Annotated in this window: 16 protein-coding genes and 1 tRNA gene; 10 read left to right on the forward strand and 7 right to left on the reverse strand. The window is 47.3% G+C overall.

Annotated elements, in window-relative coordinates; genetic code table 11:
• Positions 1-98: 98 nt before the first annotated feature.
• Complete coding sequence (locus Q0386_RS09655; RefSeq protein WP_299030286.1) at positions 99-401, forward strand: c-type cytochrome; 303 nt, start codon at positions 99-101, stop codon at positions 399-401.
• A gap of 326 nt (positions 402-727) precedes the next feature.
• Here Q0386_RS09655 and Q0386_RS09660 read toward each other — a convergent pair whose 3' ends face one another.
• From Q0386_RS09660 to Q0386_RS09675, 4 genes are all read right to left on the reverse strand, one after another.
• Positions 728-1,276 (reverse strand): NAD(P)H-dependent oxidoreductase, encoded by a 549-nt coding sequence (locus Q0386_RS09660; protein ID WP_299030411.1) that lies wholly within the window; start codon positions 1,274-1,276, stop codon positions 728-730.
• Between the two features lie 883 nt (positions 1,277-2,159).
• Positions 2,160-2,372 carry a cbb3-type cytochrome oxidase assembly protein CcoS gene (gene ccoS, locus Q0386_RS09665; protein WP_299030289.1) on the reverse strand — a complete coding sequence of 71 codons (213 nt, stop codon included), beginning with the start codon at positions 2,370-2,372 and terminating at the stop codon, positions 2,160-2,162.
• Positions 2,369-4,771 (reverse strand): heavy metal translocating P-type ATPase, encoded by a 2,403-nt coding sequence (locus Q0386_RS09670; protein WP_299030292.1) that lies wholly within the window; start codon positions 4,769-4,771, stop codon positions 2,369-2,371. Before Q0386_RS09670 ends, ccoS begins: the two co-directional genes overlap by 4 nt.
• A 239-nt stretch (positions 4,772-5,010) precedes the next feature.
• The gene (locus tag Q0386_RS09675) at positions 5,011-6,120 is read right to left on the reverse strand and encodes a cation diffusion facilitator family transporter (RefSeq protein ID WP_299030295.1); all 1,110 of its coding nucleotides are present in this window, start codon (positions 6,118-6,120) and stop codon (positions 5,011-5,013) included.
• Positions 6,121-6,262: 142 nt separating this feature from the next.
• On the opposite strand from Q0386_RS09675, the gene rho reads away from it, so the two are divergent.
• Together rho and Q0386_RS09685 are read left to right on the forward strand one after the other, a co-directional pair.
• Positions 6,263-7,612, forward strand: coding sequence for a transcription termination factor Rho (gene rho / locus Q0386_RS09680; RefSeq protein WP_299030298.1), 1,350 nt, complete (start codon positions 6,263-6,265; stop codon positions 7,610-7,612).
• Positions 7,613-8,060: 448 nt separating this feature from the next.
• A tRNA-OTHER gene (locus tag Q0386_RS09685) sits at positions 8,061-8,134 on the forward strand.
• Here the strand turns inward: Q0386_RS09685 and Q0386_RS09690 are convergent.
• The 3 genes from Q0386_RS09690 to nusA form a co-directional block, all read right to left on the reverse strand.
• Positions 8,104-9,246 carry a minor capsid protein gene (locus Q0386_RS09690; protein WP_367272405.1) on the reverse strand — a complete coding sequence of 381 codons (1,143 nt, stop codon included), beginning with the start codon at positions 9,244-9,246 and terminating at the stop codon, positions 8,104-8,106. The two genes, Q0386_RS09685 and Q0386_RS09690, sit on opposite strands and share 31 nt — an antisense overlap.
• Positions 9,247-9,268: 22 nt before the next feature.
• A complete protein-coding gene (locus Q0386_RS09695) occupies positions 9,269-11,851 on the reverse strand; it encodes a DNA polymerase III subunit gamma/tau (RefSeq protein ID WP_299030417.1) in 2,583 nt (860 codons plus the stop codon).
• 691 nt (positions 11,852-12,542) lie between these two features.
• Positions 12,543-13,643, reverse strand: coding sequence for a transcription termination factor NusA (gene nusA, locus Q0386_RS09700; RefSeq protein ID WP_299030301.1), 1,101 nt, complete (start codon positions 13,641-13,643; stop codon positions 12,543-12,545).
• Positions 13,644-13,792: 149 nt separating this feature from the next.
• Here nusA and Q0386_RS09705 point away from each other — a divergent pair, with 149 nt between their 5' ends.
• The 7 genes from Q0386_RS09705 to Q0386_RS09735 are packed head-to-tail and all read left to right on the forward strand — an operon-like array spanning position 13,793 to position 18,505.
• Positions 13,793-14,035 carry an HP0268 family nuclease gene (locus Q0386_RS09705; RefSeq protein ID WP_122873392.1) on the forward strand — a complete coding sequence of 81 codons (243 nt, stop codon included), beginning with the start codon at positions 13,793-13,795 and terminating at the stop codon, positions 14,033-14,035.
• Positions 14,032-15,345, forward strand: a complete 1,314-nt coding sequence (gene miaB / locus Q0386_RS09710) for a tRNA (N6-isopentenyl adenosine(37)-C2)-methylthiotransferase MiaB (protein WP_299030420.1) — start codon at positions 14,032-14,034, stop codon at positions 15,343-15,345. The genes Q0386_RS09705 and miaB overlap by 4 nt, the downstream gene beginning before the upstream one ends.
• Positions 15,335-15,961 carry a lysophospholipid acyltransferase family protein gene (locus Q0386_RS09715; protein ID WP_367272407.1) on the forward strand — a complete coding sequence of 209 codons (627 nt, stop codon included), beginning with the start codon at positions 15,335-15,337 and terminating at the stop codon, positions 15,959-15,961. Before miaB ends, Q0386_RS09715 begins: the two co-directional genes overlap by 11 nt.
• Positions 15,958-16,410 (forward strand): hypothetical protein, encoded by a 453-nt coding sequence (locus Q0386_RS09720; RefSeq protein ID WP_299030307.1) that lies wholly within the window; start codon positions 15,958-15,960, stop codon positions 16,408-16,410. Before Q0386_RS09715 ends, Q0386_RS09720 begins: the two co-directional genes overlap by 4 nt.
• 56 nt (positions 16,411-16,466) lie before the next feature.
• On the forward strand, positions 16,467-17,468 hold the full coding sequence (locus tag Q0386_RS09725) for a hypothetical protein (protein ID WP_299030309.1): 1,002 nt from the start codon (positions 16,467-16,469) through the stop codon (positions 17,466-17,468).
• Complete coding sequence (locus Q0386_RS09730) at positions 17,461-17,985, forward strand: hypothetical protein (protein WP_299030312.1); 525 nt, start codon at positions 17,461-17,463, stop codon at positions 17,983-17,985. Before Q0386_RS09725 ends, Q0386_RS09730 begins: the two co-directional genes overlap by 8 nt.
• Positions 17,978-18,505, forward strand: a complete 528-nt coding sequence (locus tag Q0386_RS09735; protein WP_299030315.1) for a hypothetical protein — start codon at positions 17,978-17,980, stop codon at positions 18,503-18,505. The genes Q0386_RS09730 and Q0386_RS09735 overlap by 8 nt, the downstream gene beginning before the upstream one ends.
• The last annotated feature ends 2 nt before the right edge of the window (positions 18,506-18,507 follow it).

The raw sequence follows: 18,507 nt of genomic DNA on the forward strand, positions 1-18,507 counted from the left end.
CTCTCTTTGACGCTTCATTTTTGCAACTTTTTTATAATTTTAATTTTAACTTTTTAAGACTATAATCTCGTCTAAATTTCTATCAACAAGGACGAAAAATGAAAATATATCACATCGCTACCGCCGTTTTGGCGCTAAATTTATCTCTATTTGCGGCTAGCGGCGAAGCCATTTACAAAAAATGCTCGGCCTGTCACGGCGAAAAAGCAGACGCAAAATACGCAAACAAAGTACCTGCGCTAACTAGCATCAGCAAAGAAGACCGCATAAAAGCGCTACAAGGATACAAAGACGGCTCAAACAACGCCTTCGGTATGGGCAAAGTCATGCAGCTGCACGCCAAAAACCTAAGCGACGAGGATATGGCGGCTGTTAGCGAGTATATAGAGGGCTTAAAATAAGTTTGCGTTTAACATCGCAGGCTAAGCAAGAACCGCAAAGCGGCCTAAACCTTGCGCAAGGTATTAACGGATTTGGCTTTTAAATTTGCATATTAGCGGCGACGAAGCAAAATTTAGCGTCTCCGATAAGTCAAATTTGCCTCGGAGACGATGTAAAATTAATACTACGATTTGTGATTCTAAATTTAAGGTGCGGCTTGGATATGCTTAGTTTTTGCTTTACGAGCGGATATAAATTTAACTCCAAAACGCCGCGCTTTCATCGGTTATAAAGCCGCCCGTACCGCCGCTATCGTAACTTTGGCTCATAGCCGCAAGGGGCAAAACTAAATTTGATACTCGTTAGGACTTAGCTCTCCTCGTAAAAGTTTGCCAAAGCGCGCGGCTGCGGCATCTACGGCATCGTCGCCAAACTCTCCAGGCTCAAATCCGCTGCTGATAAACGGCACGGCAAAGTCCATCCCGCAGTAGTTTGCCGTGATCTTAAGCGGCGTTAAAATCTCATCCAAGCTAAAGCCGATAGCACCTTGTTTAGAGTATTCGCCAAGAGGAGTACTAACGCTTAGCGCAAGCTGCAAGACCTTGCCCTTAAGCGTGCCAGATCCCACCAACTCGTGCGAAAAGACGATGTCGATATAGGCTTTTAGCATAGGCGGCACGTTTAGCCAGTACATCGGGTACAAAAACACGATGCGCTCGGCACCCGCTAGCGCGTCTTGCTCTGCGCGGGCGTCAATGCGCGTAATATCTAGGCCGTAAAGCCCCTCCAAATGGCGCACCTTAGCGTCCGCGGTAGCCTTTGCTACCTGCGATAAGGCTTTGTTTACGCGCGATATGGCGAGATTTGGGTGCGATAAGATAATTAGCGTTTTTATGTTGTTTCCTTTGTTAAATTTTGCGGAATAATATCGTTAAAAAACTAAAAATAGATTAAGAGGCTTGTGAGAGCGAAGCTTTTGCAAGTAAGAAGACAAAATTTTAGAACCAAGCCATGCCCGTTCGGTGATTACAGCGATTAAATTTAAACGGCTCCAAGCCGCCTAAACTCCAAACAGGCGGCATACCCGGCCGGTGCGTCAAGCGGCCGCAAAAATATCGTTAGAGCGAGTAAATTTACGAAGGGATTCTTACAAAAGGATAAAATTTTCGCCGCCCCGCTCATTTGCGGGCAAAGGCTTTAGGCGCGAATTCGCCCCGTCCGCGCACTAGCCGTCGATAATCGCAAGCACGAATAAGAGCGCATCGTAGGCAATACCTCAAAATATATACGGCGAAATTTCGCTAAAAAGCATATTAAAATCAAAAGTCCGCCGAAGCGACCCGCAAAAAAGTTGGTGGTGCCGAGATTTACGGCATTACGACTATATCTAAAACCGATACGTAAAGCCGCATTGACTTAAATTTAACGACCGCTGCGTAAAATCCGAAATTTTAAGCGCGACGGGAAATTTAACCCGCCGCCTACGAAATTTTAATAACCGCGGCGAATACAAAAACGCCCGATTTTGCCCGAATTTACCCGCGCTGCGCAGCGACGCGCCCGCGTAGCTCGTCAAATTTCACGCCGAGTCTTACCCAGGATTGAAAATTACCGCTTAAATTTGCCGTAAAAATACGCCCCGTCAAATTTAAAAACGCAAATTTACCCCAAATCCCGCCCACGCTAAAAATCAAATTTTGCGGCAAATTTTATAACCCAAAATAACCAAATTTTAGCGGCAAAGTCTCGAAAAATTTGCCATAAATTTAATTTAAACCTCAATCCGGCGACTTATACCCCTTTTCTTTACGGCGCAGCTCTAGCTCATAGGCATCGTTTAGCGCGTCCTCGTCGTCAAATTTAGTTCCGTCCAAAAATTTGCGCTCGTCGTCAAACTGCCTGGTCTTTAGCCCCCACAGTAGCGCCGCCAGCCCGCACGCGCCAAGCAGCGTAGAAACCCCGATCATCATCGCCACGACCGCCCCGCTCATCGCTCGCTCCTAGCCCGCATCGCGTTTAACACGACTGCAACCGAACTTAGCGACATCGATAGCGCAGCCACGGCGGGCGCGACGTAGCCGGCCATCGCCAGCGGTATCGTCACGGCGTTATAGACGAGCGAAAAGGCCAAATTTTGCCGCACGATGCGGTATGTTTTACGTGCGAGCGCTACGGCAGCCGCGAGCGAGGCAGGGTCGTCTCTCATCAGTACTACGTCGCTTTTTTCGATACTCACGGCCGCTCCGCTACCCATGCACACGGCCACGCTTGATAGCGCGAGCGCGGCGGCGTCGTTGATCCCGTCGCCTATCATCAGCACGTTTCGGCCCTGATTCGCCAGCCGCTCCACGTAGGCGGCCTTGTCCGTTGGCATCGCGTTCGCGACCGTTTCGCCCACGCCAAGCCCCTCTGCTACGCGCTTTGCGGCGTATTCGTTATCGCCCGTTAGCATCGCTACGCGCATTTTGGCGTTTTTTAGCGCGTCTATACACTCTTTGGCGCCCTCTTTTAGGCTCTCTTCTAGCTCAAATACAGCTAAAACCTCGCCGTCCACGGCAAAAAAATAGCTAGTGCCGCGCACGGCTTCGCCGTTATAAAGCCCTAGCTCGCGCATAAATTTTTCGCTACCACCCGCTAGCTTTTTGCCATCAAATTTAGCCTGCGTGCCGCGTGCTGCGATGTTTTCAAAGCCGCTTAACTCTAAAAGTTTTAAATCCTTAAAATTTGCGCGCAGGTACTCGCCAACGGCGCGGCTAACGGGATGAGTAGAGCCGCTAACTAGCGAAAAAAGCGCGCTTGCGTCAAATTTGCCCGAGTGCGTAAATTTACTCACCTTAAGTCGCCCCGAGGTAAGCGTGCCGGTCTTGTCAAACACGGCCGTATCGCACTTGGCTAAACTTTCGATGATACGCGCTTCTTTAAAAAGTATCCCGCGCCCAAAGCCCACCCCAAGCGCAATGAGCGTACTAACAGGCGTCGCAAGCCCTAGCGCGCAGGGACACGAGATCACTACGACCGAGATCGCGACGATGAGCGCGGCGGAGAGCTCGCCAGTGCGCCAGAACCAAAACGCAAACGTAGCTAGAGCCAGCGCCATGATAGCGGCCGAAAACCTAGCCGCGATAGCGTCTGCGAGCGCCTGAATACGCGGCTTTTTGGCTGCGGCGGTTTCGAGCAGATTTATGATACGCGCCAGCACCGACTCGCTAAACACGGCGCCGACCTCATAAACCAGCGTGCCGTCCATGCACACAGAGCCGCTTTTTATCTCGTTTTCGCCCTCTTTTGCGCTAAGATACGCGGGCGCGCTCTCGCCGCTAAGGCTAGAGAGATCAAAGCTCGCCGAGCCGCTGACGACGATGCCGTCTAGCAGCACGCGTTCGCCCACGCGCACGACTACGAGTTCGCCCACACGCACCTCCTGCACGCTTTTTAGCGTTATCTCATCGCCATTTTTGACGCTAACTGAGTTTAAATTTAACGAGTTTAGATTATCGAGCGTGTCGGCAGCCTTTTTCTTGCTCATGATTTCCAGATATTTGCCGATAAATACGAAAGTGATTATCATCGCAACCGAGTCGAAATACGTCTCGCCGCGCCTAGAAAACATCGCATAGACCGAGAAAATATAAGCCGCAAGCGTGCCAGTAACGATAAGGCTATCCATATTTTGCGTTTTGTTTTTTAGTGCCGCCCAAGCGCCCCTAAAAAACCCGCTTCCCGTATAAAAAAGCACCGGCGTAGCGAGGATAAATTCGGCGAAATTTATGATAGAGCGCACGTCGGCGCGCATGCCCGTGAAGTAGCCGCCGTACTGCGCGACGGCCAGCCACATGATGTTCATCGTGCAAAAAATGCCCACCAGCAGCCTCGCGTAAAACTCGCGCTTTTGCAGAGCGAGCCTGTGCTCCTGGGCCTGCGCGTCGTATGGGTAGGGCTCAAAGCCGATGGAGCGGATGAGGGCAAAAATTTGGGCCAAATTTATCTCTTTTTCGTCCCAGACGATGAGGGCTTTGTTATTAACCGAGTTTATATTTACCTCTAAAATTCCCTTCTGTGCAAATAAAACCTTCTCGTTTAGCCAGATACAAGCCGAGCAGTGGATACCCTCGATGATGAGCGAGATTTTGTTAAATCCGTTCTCGTTTTTAACGTAGTTTTGATAAATAGCCGAGAGGTCCTCTTGCGACTTTTGCGCCGCGTTTTTCGCGCTTAGGACGGGATTTAGCGTAGTTTTGCCAAGCCTTTCGTAAAACTCGCCCAGCCCGCTTGCGTTAAGTATCTCGTAAACTCCCGCGCACCCCTCGCAGCAAAACAGCTCCTCGCCGCGCTCTATCAGCGCCTCGCGCTCAAATTCGCCCCTGCAATGCGCGCACTTAAATTTGCCCATCGGTTACTTTTTTCTTTCGTTTTTAAGATTTTAGATTATACGAAAAATTTCTAAAGCTTCGCTTGATTTTGCAAGCTTTGGCGTGGATTTTGATTGCGTCCGAATTTGACGGCAAATTTGACAGATTTTGCTCACGCATAGACGTAACCATAAATTTGATCAGATTTAGCCAAAACCCGCACCTTTCAAATGCCAGTTAAATTTTAAGCTCAAATTTAACGAAATAAAACCGACCGCTCTCATGCAAACTCCCTATCTATCACGATGAAAATTTTATACCCCGGAAAGCTTAACGCTACTTCGCGCTCTATCTCGGCGCGCAGACGGCTTAGATTTTTCTCGGCAAAATCGACCACTACGTCAAACCTCACGCTCTTTTTCTTGCTATCGATGAAAAACGCGTGAAACCCGCGCACGCTGCTAAACTCCGAGAGCAGATTTGCCACGCAGGCGCGACTCTCGTCCTGACCCAAATTTACGCTATAAACGCCAAAAACCAGGTAAATCCTGTAAATTTTATAAATCTTAATCTGAAGCTCGTTTAGCCTCTGCGAAACCTCGCTAAGGGGCAAATGCTCGTCTATCTCGACGTTTACCGAGCCGACGTATCGCTGCGCGCCGTAGTTGTGAAGTATCAGGTCGTATGCGCCGCGCACGATCTCGCAGCGATTTACGGCGGCGTAAATTTCGTCGCTGATCTCCTTTTCGACGCGCTGGCCGATGATTTTATCAAAGGTTTCTTTTATCAAAAGTACGCCGTTTATGATAATAAAAAGCGATGCCAAGGCGCCCGCGTAGCCGTCTATCTGAATGTCGGCGAAGTATGACAGCGCAGCAGAGACGAGGATCACGCACGAGATGATCGCATCGCCCAGAGCCTCCTGTCCTACGGCTTTTAGCGAGATAGATTTGGTCTGTTTGCCGATCTTTTTGTAGTAAAAGCCAAGCGCAAATTTGACGAATATCGCGCAAAACAAAAACGCCAAAAACGGTATCGTAAAGCTTGTAGGCTCGGGCGCAAAAATATTTTCGACCGAAGTTTTTAAAAACTGAAATCCCAGCATCAGCACGATGACCGAGACTATAAGACCACCGATATACTCGGTCCTGCCGTAGCCGTAGGGGTGGTCTTCGTCGGGCATCTTGCTAGCTAGCTTTGAGCCAAATATCGTGATGATACTTGAGCCAGCGTCGCTAAGGTTATTTACGGCGTCTGATATCAGAGCAACCGAGTTTGAGACCATGGCGATAAAAATTTTCGCCGCGGCTAAGAAAAAATTTGTAACTATGCCGATAAGCGCGGTTTTTATGATCGTTTTTTCGCGCTTGCCGTCTTTAAAATCCATCATTTTGAGATTCCTTTTCGTTTTTGGTGAGATTATATCACTTCTTGACATCAAAGCCAAAATTTTATAAAATGCGACTTTCAAAAACTTCTTTTGAAACTTAAATTTATCTACAAAATTATTCCGTAATTTTAAAGAGGACACAATGGAAAATAACGCGACCCAGCCTGCAAATTCCGCGCAGGAAAGTCAAAAAACCACGAAAAAACACCAAAACTCGCGCACCCACATCCCCGTCGACGGACACAAGATCGAAGAGCTAAGAACTCTTAGCCTAGAGGAGCTCATAGCTATCGCAAACAGCGTAGGCGTCGAGAATCCGCGCGAATTTCGCAGACAAGATTTGATATTTGAGATCCTAAAAACCCAAACAAAACAAGGCGGATTTATACTTTTTACGGGTATTTTAGAGATCACGAGCGAGGGCTACGGCTTTTTGCGCTCGGTAGACGCAAACCTCAGCGACAGCTCAAACGACGCCTACGTCTCAAACTCTCAAATTCGCAAATTTGCGCTGCGCGTGGGCGATATTGTGACGGGCCAAGTACGCGAGCCAAAAGATCAGGAAAAATACTACGCCCTGCTAAAAATCGAAGCGCTAAACTATATGCCGCTAATCGAGGCTAAGGAGCGCCCGCTATTTGACAACCTAACTCCGCTTTTCCCGACAGAAAAACTTCGCCTCGAGTATGATCCGATGAAGCTAACAGGCCGCGTGCTCGATCTCTTTACCCCTCTTGGCAAGGGTCAGCGCGGCCTCATCGTCGCCCCTCCAAGAAGCGGTAAAACAGAGCTCATGAAAGAGCTAGCCCACGGCATCGCACGCAACCACCCCGAGTCTCATCTCATGGTGCTACTCGTGGACGAGCGCCCCGAGGAGGTCACCGATATGCAGCGCTGCGTAAAGGGCGAAGTGTTTAGCTCGACTTTTGACCTGCCTGCGATGAACCACGTGCGCGTCGCCGAACTCGTCATCGAAAAAGCCAAGCGCCTCGTAGAAATGGGCAAGGACGTCATCATCCTGCTAGATAGCATTACCCGCCTAGCGCGCGCGTATAACACCGTAACTCCGCCAAGCGGCAAGGTACTAACCGGCGGCGTGGACGCAAACGCCTTGCACAAGCCGAAACGCTTTTTCGGCGCAGCGCGAAACATCGAACACGGCGGCAGCCTCACCATCATCGCCACTGCGCTCATCGACACGGGCTCGCGTATGGACGAGGTAATTTTTGAGGAGTTTAAAGGCACGGGCAACAGCGAGATCGTCCTTGATCGCAATATCTCCGACCGCCGTATTTACCCGGCCATCAACGTACTAAAATCAGGCACCAGAAAAGAGGAGCTACTACAAAAACCCGACGAACTGCAAAAGATCTGGGCTATCCGCTCGGCGATCGCAACAATGGACGACGTAGAGGCGCTTAAGTTTTTATACGCTAAGATGCTAAAAACCAAGGATAACAAAGAGCTTCTTTCGATACTAAACGAGTCATAAATTTACGCATTTTTCGGCCTAAATTTACCGCCGCTTAATCTTTCGCGCGAGTCGTTTCGGCTCGCCGACCTACTTTAAAATACTCTAAATTTTATAAATTTACAAACCGTCGCCGCTTAAATTTATTCCAGCGACGGCTATTTGAGCGCCAAAATTTAATGCGGCTTTTCAAATTTGCTTTTATCTTTTGCTGTCCGCCTCTTTGCGGGCATAAGCAATCATCAGCGTTTTTTCGCTTTTAGTTTTTTACCTAGCCTAAAAGCTCTTTGTTTTTAGCATTCATCGCTTCTTTTTCGGCTTGCAAATCACTGACTTGCTTTTCTAGCTACTCAATCGTCATTTCGTCCTCCACAAGAGTTAAATTTAAGGCACTGCCTTTGATAGAATAGTAGCTTAAATTTTAAACGGGGTTGGTTTGGTAAAAATATGGTATAATAAGAGTATCAGAGCGATAATGCCTCAGTGGGTCAGAGGAGGAGGCGTAAGCCTCGTTATGATTGGGTTCGACTCCCTTTTATCGCTTTGTATCTTTTTACCGTCTGCGCTTTCGTTTTCCCATAAGTTTGCAATATGCCCTTTTTAGTAAAATACGCATAACACAACTCGTTATCGCTTTCCCAAAAGAAATTTATCGTATCATTGCCCATTTCGTCCTTGCCGTAATATAAATTATCCTCGGTCAAATTTAACGGCATATCAAAAAACTGCTCCGCGCTTAACGCATTGCCGTCTTTTATCTTTTTTAGCCTCATTCCGTGCAGTAGCTCTCTTTGTGTTGCTACCTTTAGTTTCCCGTTTGTTTCTATGCCTTGCGCCTTTAGTTTGTTTGCTGTGTGCGTGCTTAGCGTGGCTAGGGTTAGCGGCTCTTTTAACGGTGGTCTGTATCCGGCTTTTGTGAAATCCACATCCGCAAACATAGATTTTAATTTATTGCTCGCTCTAGTCCTAGCGCCTAAACTGCTTAAATCACTTAAATTTACGCTCCGTCCCTGCTGTGTTATCAAATCCCGCATAGTGATCTTGCCTTGCATAAATAGCTCGGCTCTGCCTTTGCCCAGCGTCTTTTCTATCGTTTCGGGGCTTTGGGTTTTTAGCCAGTCGTTAAACGTCATATCCTGCGGCACGTAGCCGTTCATAGACGACCTTGTTCCTTTGGACGCTTCGTCCATCCCCTCGACGCCTAGCTCATCCCAGCTTTTAGTTACGGGTATTATGGTGCTGCGGCAATTAAAATGAGTATTTACGCGCGGTTTGCGAAACGGGAATTCGTGTCCGATAGGTTTGTAGTCTTTATCCCACGTTAGGCCGTCGTAAGCTCTACATAGCTCAGACGTGCGAGTATCTAGCGTGGCTTGGTATTTGTAGCATTTTATGACGTCCGCGTTTGCCTCAAAAAATGCTTGACGGATCTCGCTTACTATCGCACCCGCTCCGGTTAATGCTATCGCCGTGGCATCGCGTTTATTTTTTTGTAAAGCCTGCGATATTCTTTGAGCTAACATCGGCGTAGTTTCGCCCAAACTCACGCCTATTTTTAGCTCGCGCTCAAGGCGTTTTTTCTGATCGGCATTTAGGCCATTGTTCCACGCTTTGACGGTCGCACCCTGCCAAAAATAGCAAAACGGTATGCAAATTTAACGAGATAAATTAAACGCCTCAAATTTCTAAAATTTCAGGCTCTCCAAATAGTCGTTTGGCTTCTTTTAAAACCGCTTGATTTTTTGCGGCTTTGGGGTCGGTTTGGGTTTTTGCGGCCAAATTTGGCGCAGGATTTTGAGCATTCAAATTTGCTTCGCTTGAGGACGAGCCTTCAAAATTTTCTTCGTTTTGAAACTCGTCGCCGCTTAAATTTGCCGTATCTAAATTTTGCCTTACAGCCGCGCTTACAGGCTCGCTTGTATCTTGCTCAAAAAGGCCGTCGTCATACTCGGCCGCTTCGCTAAACATCTCGCTCACGTCATCAGGATCAAACGGCGGCTCGCCAAAGGCAGCCGTTTGCGGCGCGTGGTTTTGGTTAAATTTAGCGGCGCTGCTTGGTTTTTGCTCCATTTTTGCGGAGTTTTGACTCTCTAGTCGTCTTAGCTCATCATCTAAAAACGCTATATCCGCCCCTGCTAGGGTGCCGTCATCGCTCTTAAATTTTAGCGAATATGCCTCGTGAAAATCGTGCGTGTCGTCGCGCATGCTCTCAAAATCGGGCGCAAATTTAGGCTCGGCCGGATGATTTAAATCCGTCTGCGAGTTTTGCGTCAAATTTGACTCGTTTTCGTTTAAATTTAAGGGCTCGGTTTCGCCCATAGGCGAGCCGCTATTGGTTTGCGCACTCGGAGCTGCGTCATTTATATCCGTTTGCGTTTGCTGCGTCAAATTTTCCACTTGATCACCCTGCTCGCCGCTTTCAAATTTGGCATCTAAATTTTGCTCCGAGGGCGTAGCCGTCCCCTTCTCGCTACCGTCCGAAAATAAATTCCCTGTCAAATTTGAGGGCTCGGGCTCTTGCACTTGGTCGTTTTGGCTTAAATTTTCTTGCGCGTCGTCCGAGTCAAATTTGGAGCCAGCCTGGTTTGACGTCGCCTCATCGGCCTCAGATTTTGCTGCACCGCCGCGCTCGTCATCCAAATTTGCCGCGCCCTTTTGCTCTTGCGCCCCTACTTCGGGGCTTTGCCTGGGAGTTATCTTTATCTTTGCGCTCTCGCCAAAAAGGCTGCGCAAAATCTGCAAAATCACTTTCGATCCATCGCGAAGCCGCTTCTGATCGTCGCCAGCCGCGCTTGAGGCTAGGCTCATGCAGCCGTCTGAAAACTCCAAAAACTCGATGCAGTTTTTAAAACACTCGCCAAGATCAAAGCTGCGGTCGTAAATTTTGGCTAAAAACGCTTCGTAGGCCGGATTTTGAGTTTTCGAGTCGCCGGTTTGGCCGTCCATCTCCTGCGGCGTCTTGGCATTTAAATTTGCCGAGCCGGCTAGAGTCTGAGCGCTCAAATTTTGCCCCTGAGCCGCGCCGTTTTGCGAGGCGAGTTTAGCCCCGTTTGCACCCGTCAAATTTAACCCGTCAGTAGAGGCTGAAATTTGCCCCGTCTGTGCAGGAGCCGCAAATTTAGCCGCTTCGCCTCGTCCGCTAGCAAAATTTGGCGCCGCGCGGGAGCCGCCAAAATCAGCCGCGCGACCTTGCGAATCCGCAAATTTTTCCCTCGCGTCCACGGCTATCATCTCATCGATCGATTTTAGATTTATCGCCTCGATCATCATAAAAAGCATCACGCCAAGCACGAATCCACCGTCGCTGGTGACGCTTAGCATCGAGCGCGCCTGCGAGAGGATCCTAAAAAATCTCTCGTATAAAAGCAGCGAGTATTTCGGGCTTTGCGCGAGGAAATTTGCTTTTAGATTTGCCGTTATCTCATCTATCACCATCTCGGCGTCGTAGCTCTCCAGCTGCGCTACCGCCGCGCTCACGGCTGATTTGTCGCCGCTCATAACGAGCGATAAAATCTCCTCTATGCGCTGTGGATCAAGGAGTCCTAGCATCTGCGCGACGGCGCTTTGCGTTAGCTCGCCCCTAGCATAGATGATGGCCTGATCTAGCAGCGTGAGAGTGTCGCGCAACGAGCCCGCGCCGCTACGAGCGAGGATCTCGAGGGCCTCTTTTTCGTGCGGGACGTTTTCGCGGTTTAGGATAAAATCAAGATGCGAGACGACGTCCGGGCGCGAGATCTGGCGAAATCTAAAATGCTGCGTGCGCGATAGCACCGTGGCTGGGAGCTTGAGCGGATCGGTCGTGGCTAGGATAAATTTGACGTAGGGCGGCGGCTCCTCAAGCGTCTTTAGCAGCGCGTTAAACGCGGGCGTGGAGAGCATATGCACCTCGTCGATGATAAAAATCTTAAAGCGCGCGATCGCAGGAGCGTACTTGGTCTGCTCGATAAGCCCCTTTATATCGTCGATACCGCGGTGACTGGCCGCGTCCATCTCGATGATGTCGATGTGGCGACCTTCGTTTGCGGCGATACAGTTGGCGCACTGCTCGCATGGCTGGCTAGTAGGGCCGTGATCGCAAACCAGTGCCTTTGAAAATATCCTCGCGCTCGAGGTCTTGCCGCTACCGCGAAGCCCCGAAAAAAGGTAGGCGTGGGTGAGGCGGCTCTCGTCCAAAGCGTGCGTGAGGCTGGTGCTGACGGCCTCCTGGCCTACGAGCTCGCTAAAATTTCGCGGTCTATATCTAAGCGCTAATGCTTGCAACACGGATTTTTCCTTAAATTTAAAATTAAGATATTCTACTTTTTTTTGGATAAAAATTTAATATATTATGACTCGAGGCGTCGCGAAACGAGTCGCTGGGCGGGATAAACTTTGGCTAGCAAATTTGCCTGCGAATGCGAATTTATCGTGCACTGGCGCTAGTCGAGCAAGGACGGAAAGCGAGCTAGAAAATTTGACACACGCACTTTTTGACTCTCACTGAACGGCGACAAATTTGACGCAAAATAGCTCCGCCCAAATTCCGCCAAATTTGCTCGCATAGATTTTGGTAATTTGGCGAAATTTGCTATAATCGCGCGGAAACGAAATGCAAAAAAGGGAGAAAATGAGAAAAGTTATATTAAGTGCGCTTGTTTTGATGTTTGCACTTTTAGCTACGGGCTGCGAGAGGAACGACTATCAGCACCCGATGTACCGCTCTACTAAAAATAAATAACCTAAAATTTGGCGGTTACTCGCCGCCTTGAAATTTCACTACTCGCTGGTTTCTTTCGTTTTATAAGGTTATGAATACAGACAAATTTAACACATTAAAGTAAAAAATAAAAAGCGACAAATTTTAGCGCGCAACAGGTCAAATTTGAGCTAGATTTATTTACTCAAATTTGACCTGTTGCTACGCCCTAAATTTACCGCCCCAAACGCATGCGACCAAAGGGCTCGAATTTGGCTACAGATCGCCAAACAGCGCTTTTAGATCCTTCGCGTTTTCGTCTTTGCTTTCGCCTCTAGCGCCAAGCTCGTTTAGTTCGATCTCGTGGCCCGTTAGCATGCTAGCTAGCCTGATATTTATGCCGCTTTTGCCGATAGCCTTGCTCTTTTGCTCGGTTACTAGGCTCACGACGGCTTTACCGTCCTCGCCGATTTTAACTGAGCTGATGATCGCTGGTGCCATCGCACGGGTGATAAGGATCGCAGGCTCTGCGGAATACTCGATCGCGTCGATATTTTCGCCGTTTAACTCCTTTGTGACGGCGTTTATGCGCACGCCTTTGGTGCCCACGGTCGCGCCCACGGGATCGACGTTTGGCGAAGTTGCCACGAGTGCAACTTTAGCGCGTTCACCCGGGATTCTAGCGCTTGCGGCGATCAGCACGAGGCCGTCTTTGATCTCGGGCACTTCGGCTTTTAGCAGAGCTTCGAGGAATTTTGGCGACGTGCGGCTTAGCTCGACCTTGATACCCATAGATTTGTCGATATATACGCTTTTTATGACCGCTTTTACGACGTCGCCTGGTTTAAATTTCTCGCCTTTTATGCGGTTTTTGCGCGGCATCACGGCTCGCAGCTCGTCTATCTCGATGAAGGTATTTTCCTCGCTATCCACGCGCGTGACGGAGCCAAAAACCATGTGTCCGACCATATCTTGATATTTTTGAAAGATTTTTTCCTCCATAAGGCGCTGAATGTGATACTCAAGCTCCTTGTGAAGCGTTTGTGCAGCGGTGCGGCCGAGGTTGTCGGTAGATAGCTCGTAGGTTAGCTCGTCGCCGATCTCTACGCCGGAGTCCACTTTTTTGGCTTCGCTTACGCCGAGATAATGCTCGTTATCCTCTGCCAAGCGCTCGTCGCCATCCTCTACGACGGTGATTTTTTGATACAGATGAAGGGTCTTGGTCGCATTATCTATAACCGCGTCGTATTCGTAGTTTTCTCCGTAAATTTTCTTTGCGGTGTTGATAATGGCTCTTATGACGCGCTCTTTTACGTCTTCGATTTCAAGCCCTTTTTCGTTTGCGATAGATTCTATGATATCCGCTATTTTTTCCATATTATTTTTGCTCCATTATTTAAAATTTGGGGGAATTTTTGAGTTAGAGGAGCATTATACAAGCTTTATACTTTTAAGAAGTTTAATACGTTTTTTAAGATGTTTTTGCTATATTCACAGATTAAATTAAAGATTTCAAAGGATTAAAAATGGAGCTAAAACTCGCTAGAACGCAACTTGACGCCAAACCAAAAACGATCTCTCTTGAAAAAATCGAAGCGGCATTTGCTAAAGATCCGCAACAAATTTTCTATTTCGACAGAGAAAACAGCCACAAACAACTCATCGCTTTGGTCGAATTTTTCGAAGAAAAAGGCCTTAGCGTCTATCACCGCACCGTTCGCTACGGCCTAGACGAAAACGACTACATGTACGAAGTGCATATTTTATAAGGCGAGTTTTGAGCAAAAAGGTATTTATCCAAACGCTAGGATGCGCTATGAACGTCCGCGACAGCGAGCATATCGTCGCCGAACTAAAAGAAAAGGAAAACTACGATCTAACGGATGATATCTCCGAGGCCGACCTCATCCTCATCAACACCTGCTCGGTGCGCGAAAAGCCCGTACATAAGCTTTTTAGCGAGGTCGGCGGCTTTGAAAAAGTAAAAAAAGCGGGCGCTAAAATCGGAGTTTGCGGCTGCACGGCAAGCCATCTGGGAAGCGAAATTTTTAAGCGGGCGCCTTACGTGGATTTCGTCCTGGGCGCGCGAAACGTCAGTAAAATTTCAGCCGCCGTTAAGACGCCTAAATTTATCAGCACCGACATAAATCACGACGAGAGCGAGTATGCATTCGGCGAATTTCGCGGCTCGCCGTATAAAAGCCATATAAATATCTCGATCGGCTGCGATAAAAAATGCACCTACTGCATCGTCCCGCACACCAGAGGCGACGAGATCTCGATCCCGGCAAATTTGATCCTGCGCGAAGTAAAAAAAGCGGCCGAGGGCGGAGCGAAGGAAATTTTCTTGCTCGGGCAAAACGTAAACAACTACGGCAAAAGATTTTCAGGCGCGCACGAGAAGATAGATTTTAGCGACCTGCTCGTAAAAATCAGCGAGATAGATGGCGTCGAGCGCATACGATTTACCAGCCCTCATCCGCTCCATATGGACGATAAATTTTTAGAAATCTTTAGTCAAAATCCCAAAATTTGCAAATCCATGCACATGCCGCTTCAAAGCGGAAACACCAAAGTCCTGCGCGAGATGAAGCGCGGCTACACCAAGGAATGGTTTTTAGACAGGGCCGCCAGATTGCGCGCGATGTGCCCTGAGGCTAGCATCTCAACCGACATTATCGTGGCGTTTCCAGGCGAAACGGACGAGGAGTTTGAGGATACGATGGATGTGCTGGAAAAAGTACGCTTCGAGCAAATTTTTAGCTTTAAGTATTCGCCTCGCCCGATGACTAAAGCGGCGGAGTTTACAAATCAAATCGACGAAGCCGTCGCAAGCGCTCGTCTAACCCGCCTACAAAGCCGCCATAACGAAATTTTAGACGAAATCGTCGCAGCGCAAAAAGGTAAAATTTTCGACGTATATTTTGAGGAGCTTCGCGCAAACGGCAGCGTCGCCGGCAGGAGCTTTAATAACTTCCTCGTTCAAGTCGCAGGTAGCGAAGAGCTGCTAGGCAAAACGCTAAAAGTGCGCGTGAACGACCCAAAGAGAATGGTGCTTTACGGTGAGCTTGTGGGCTAAATTTAAACGAAGCGTTTTTATAAATTTAGCCCCGCGCATTATCTATTTTTTTATTTGGATTATATTTTTAACCTGCAAAAAGAGCTTTTCTAAGACAAATTTGACGAACGAACCTTGCGTCGTGCTATTTTGGCACGGCAGGCTTGCGCTGATGAGCTTTGCCTACGTACACTGGTGGAAAAACGGCCAAAATCCGCAAAGACGCGCCAAAGTCATAATAAGCGATCACAAAGACGGCGAGATCATCGCGCGCGTGATTTCGTTTTTCGGTATCGGCGCGATCAGGGGCAGTAGCTCAAAAGGCGCGGTAAAAGCCCTCGCGCAAAGCTTTAGAGAGCTAAAAAGCGGCACCGACGTCATCATCACCCCGGACGGTCCGCGCGGTCCGTATCACAGCGTCGCCGACGGAGCCGTCGTCATCGCGCAAAAGCAAAATGCGCAAATACAAATTTTAAACTACGAAGCGAGTAAATTTTGGCAACTAAAAAGCTGGGATAAGATGATAATCCCAAAGCCTTTTAGCGAGATTTCTTATACACTCTCGCCGCCTTTTAGCGTGACAGGCATGAAGCTAGAAGCCGCAAGAGAGCAGATAAAAAAGGAGATGGAAAAATGAGCTCAAAGACCGTTATTTTAATTATCGGAGCGCTTTTGGCGGCTATTTTTGTCTCATTTGTTACGCTTAGTCCGTCTTACAAAAACGCGCTTGGAGCCAAATTTTACTACGAGACGGGCGACTATGAAACCGCCTATAAGCTCTCAAAATCAGCCTACCATAAAGACATTTACAACAAACTAGCCCACACCGTGATGGTGCAAAGCGAGATCTCGCAAAAATACGCTCTCTACATCGCCCGTTCAAACGGATATTTAGAAAATATCCAAAAAATCAGCAAATCAGGCAAGGTAAGCAAAGTAAATTTAGATAAAATTCGCATGATGTGCGACATCGCCGTGAGCGACTATGCAGAGCTTAAACCGTCAAATTTGACAGACTCAGACCTGCAAGAAGAAGCAAAACGAATAAAAGATAAATTTTTAACCCTACAAAAAGAGCTGTTTTAACTCTATTTTATGGCTTTTTGGGTATTATAGCGCATCGTAATTTTTAGGAGAAATCTTTGCTGATACGTCGTTTTTTTAGCGTCTTATATCTTAGCGCCGTTATCCAGTCTAAAAAATGCATATTTTACGGCGAGGCATACAAGGGTGCAACTCCGATCAAAACGATAAAAAATGAATTTGACCTAGATGAGTCCGGCAAAATTTCCGAAAGAATAAAAGAGTACTTACAAAATCTACAAAAAGAGTATAAATGGGTTTATATTTCGCTATTTTTTGATGCGCTCGAGCAAGGAGCGTTTGAAGCTAAAAACGCCGAAAATCTTGAAAAACTAGGCATAAAAACAAAGGAAATAGCTTGCATAAATCCCGCTAAAAATTGGCTGATCTATGCAAAACTTTCAGACGTTAAAGCCGCCGAGAGTAAATTTGGTGATACGGACATAGACGTACTTTATTCGCCCATAGTACTTATACAAAAAGAGATCGAGAAACAAAAATTATCTACGGCAAAGACGCTTTTTATTTATGCCTGCAAAGAAATTTTCGCCATCTGCATTACATCGGGTAACGGCGCAAAATACGCTACGGTTTGTAAGCTAGATGAGGACGACGGCGACGAGAACGTCGAATTTGATAAAGAAAACAGCGACGAGATAGATGATTTTATCACGAATGTAGACGAAAGCTTTAACAACATGGACGGTCTAGAAAATTTAGACGATATGTTAAAGACCGGCGATAGCCAAGAGGAGTTTGCCGACCTCGACTACGATATAAATATGCCAGAATCCACCGATGTAACCGCCTCGGTATCGATATTTGGGCGCGATATGAGTATGTACCGGTATATATCGCTGGCGCTTAAAGAATTTTATTCAAATCCTCTATACGACGGCGATTTTATCGAAAATGTCGTGATTTTCGACGCTACAGAGAGGACGAGCGCTACGTTTTTACACTATCTAGAAAACGAACTCTTAGTAAAAACCGCCGTTTATCCCGTCGATACGCTAAAAACGATGACCGAGCTAATGAAAAAAGAGTTGGAAAATGACTAGTTATAGCTTTATAAAACCTCAGAGAAAACCGATTTTTAACCTTTTTAGTAAAATTTGGCTGTTTTTTATCGCTACGATAGTGTTGCTTTTTGCTGCGGCAAATTTCTTTGTTGAGTTTAAAAGCAACTCGCTACGAAACGAAACGCAAATTTCAAAACAAAAACAAGAGCAGACGCAAGAGCAAATCAAGCAAGCCGACGAGCTCACCGTGCTTTTAAAGCAAAGAAGAGATAGCGCAAACGAGATAGCGGCCTCAAATGCCGTCTTAAAACAAAGCCTGCGTAATCTACTCGATCTTGTCCCCTCAAGCATCACGCTACACGAGATCACGATGGATAAAAACTCGCTTATCGTAAAAGGCACTACGCCTAGCCGAGATATTTACAATATGTTACTTGCCACGCCGCTAAAGTCGATTTTTAGCACGTCAAATACCTCTTTTTATCAGTTAGATAACGGCTGGCTAAATTTCATCAGCACAAATAAAACCGACAGCTTAGAGGGTAAAAATGAGTAAAGATAGAAGCCTACAAAATATCGACGTTACCAAATTACTCATCTATATTCTCATTTTTATAGTCGCTTGCCTTGTGATGATATTTGGCTTTTTAGTACCGAGTATCAAAGAATACAAGCAGGTCAAATACGAAAGTCGCATGCAAATCGCCGCAAGTGCGCAAACGCAAAGGCTCTACGACACCAAATCAAAAGCACTAAACGAGATAAAGCAAAACGACAAAGCCGCGTTAGACGCTCTTGAAAACAAATTTGACGTAGAGAATTTTACTCAATTTGCCTCAAAGTACTTTATGAACGTAAATCTAAGCGAGCCAAAAGAGGCCGCAAAAAACGGTGAGATCTCGGTCTATGAGCTAACGGTAATGGGCTCCATGAAAACTCCTGCTAAATTTTACGAGTTTATGGACGCGCTACAAAGCTACGAAAATATCGTAAAAATCGACTTTCCGATCAAAATGCGCAAGGATGCCGAAAAAATCGACGCGACCTTTGGCGTCAAAATTTACAGCTTAAGATAAAT

It is taken from the genome of uncultured Campylobacter sp., assembly GCF_938045625.1.
GTDB lineage: Bacteria > Campylobacterota > Campylobacteria > Campylobacterales > Campylobacteraceae > Campylobacter_A.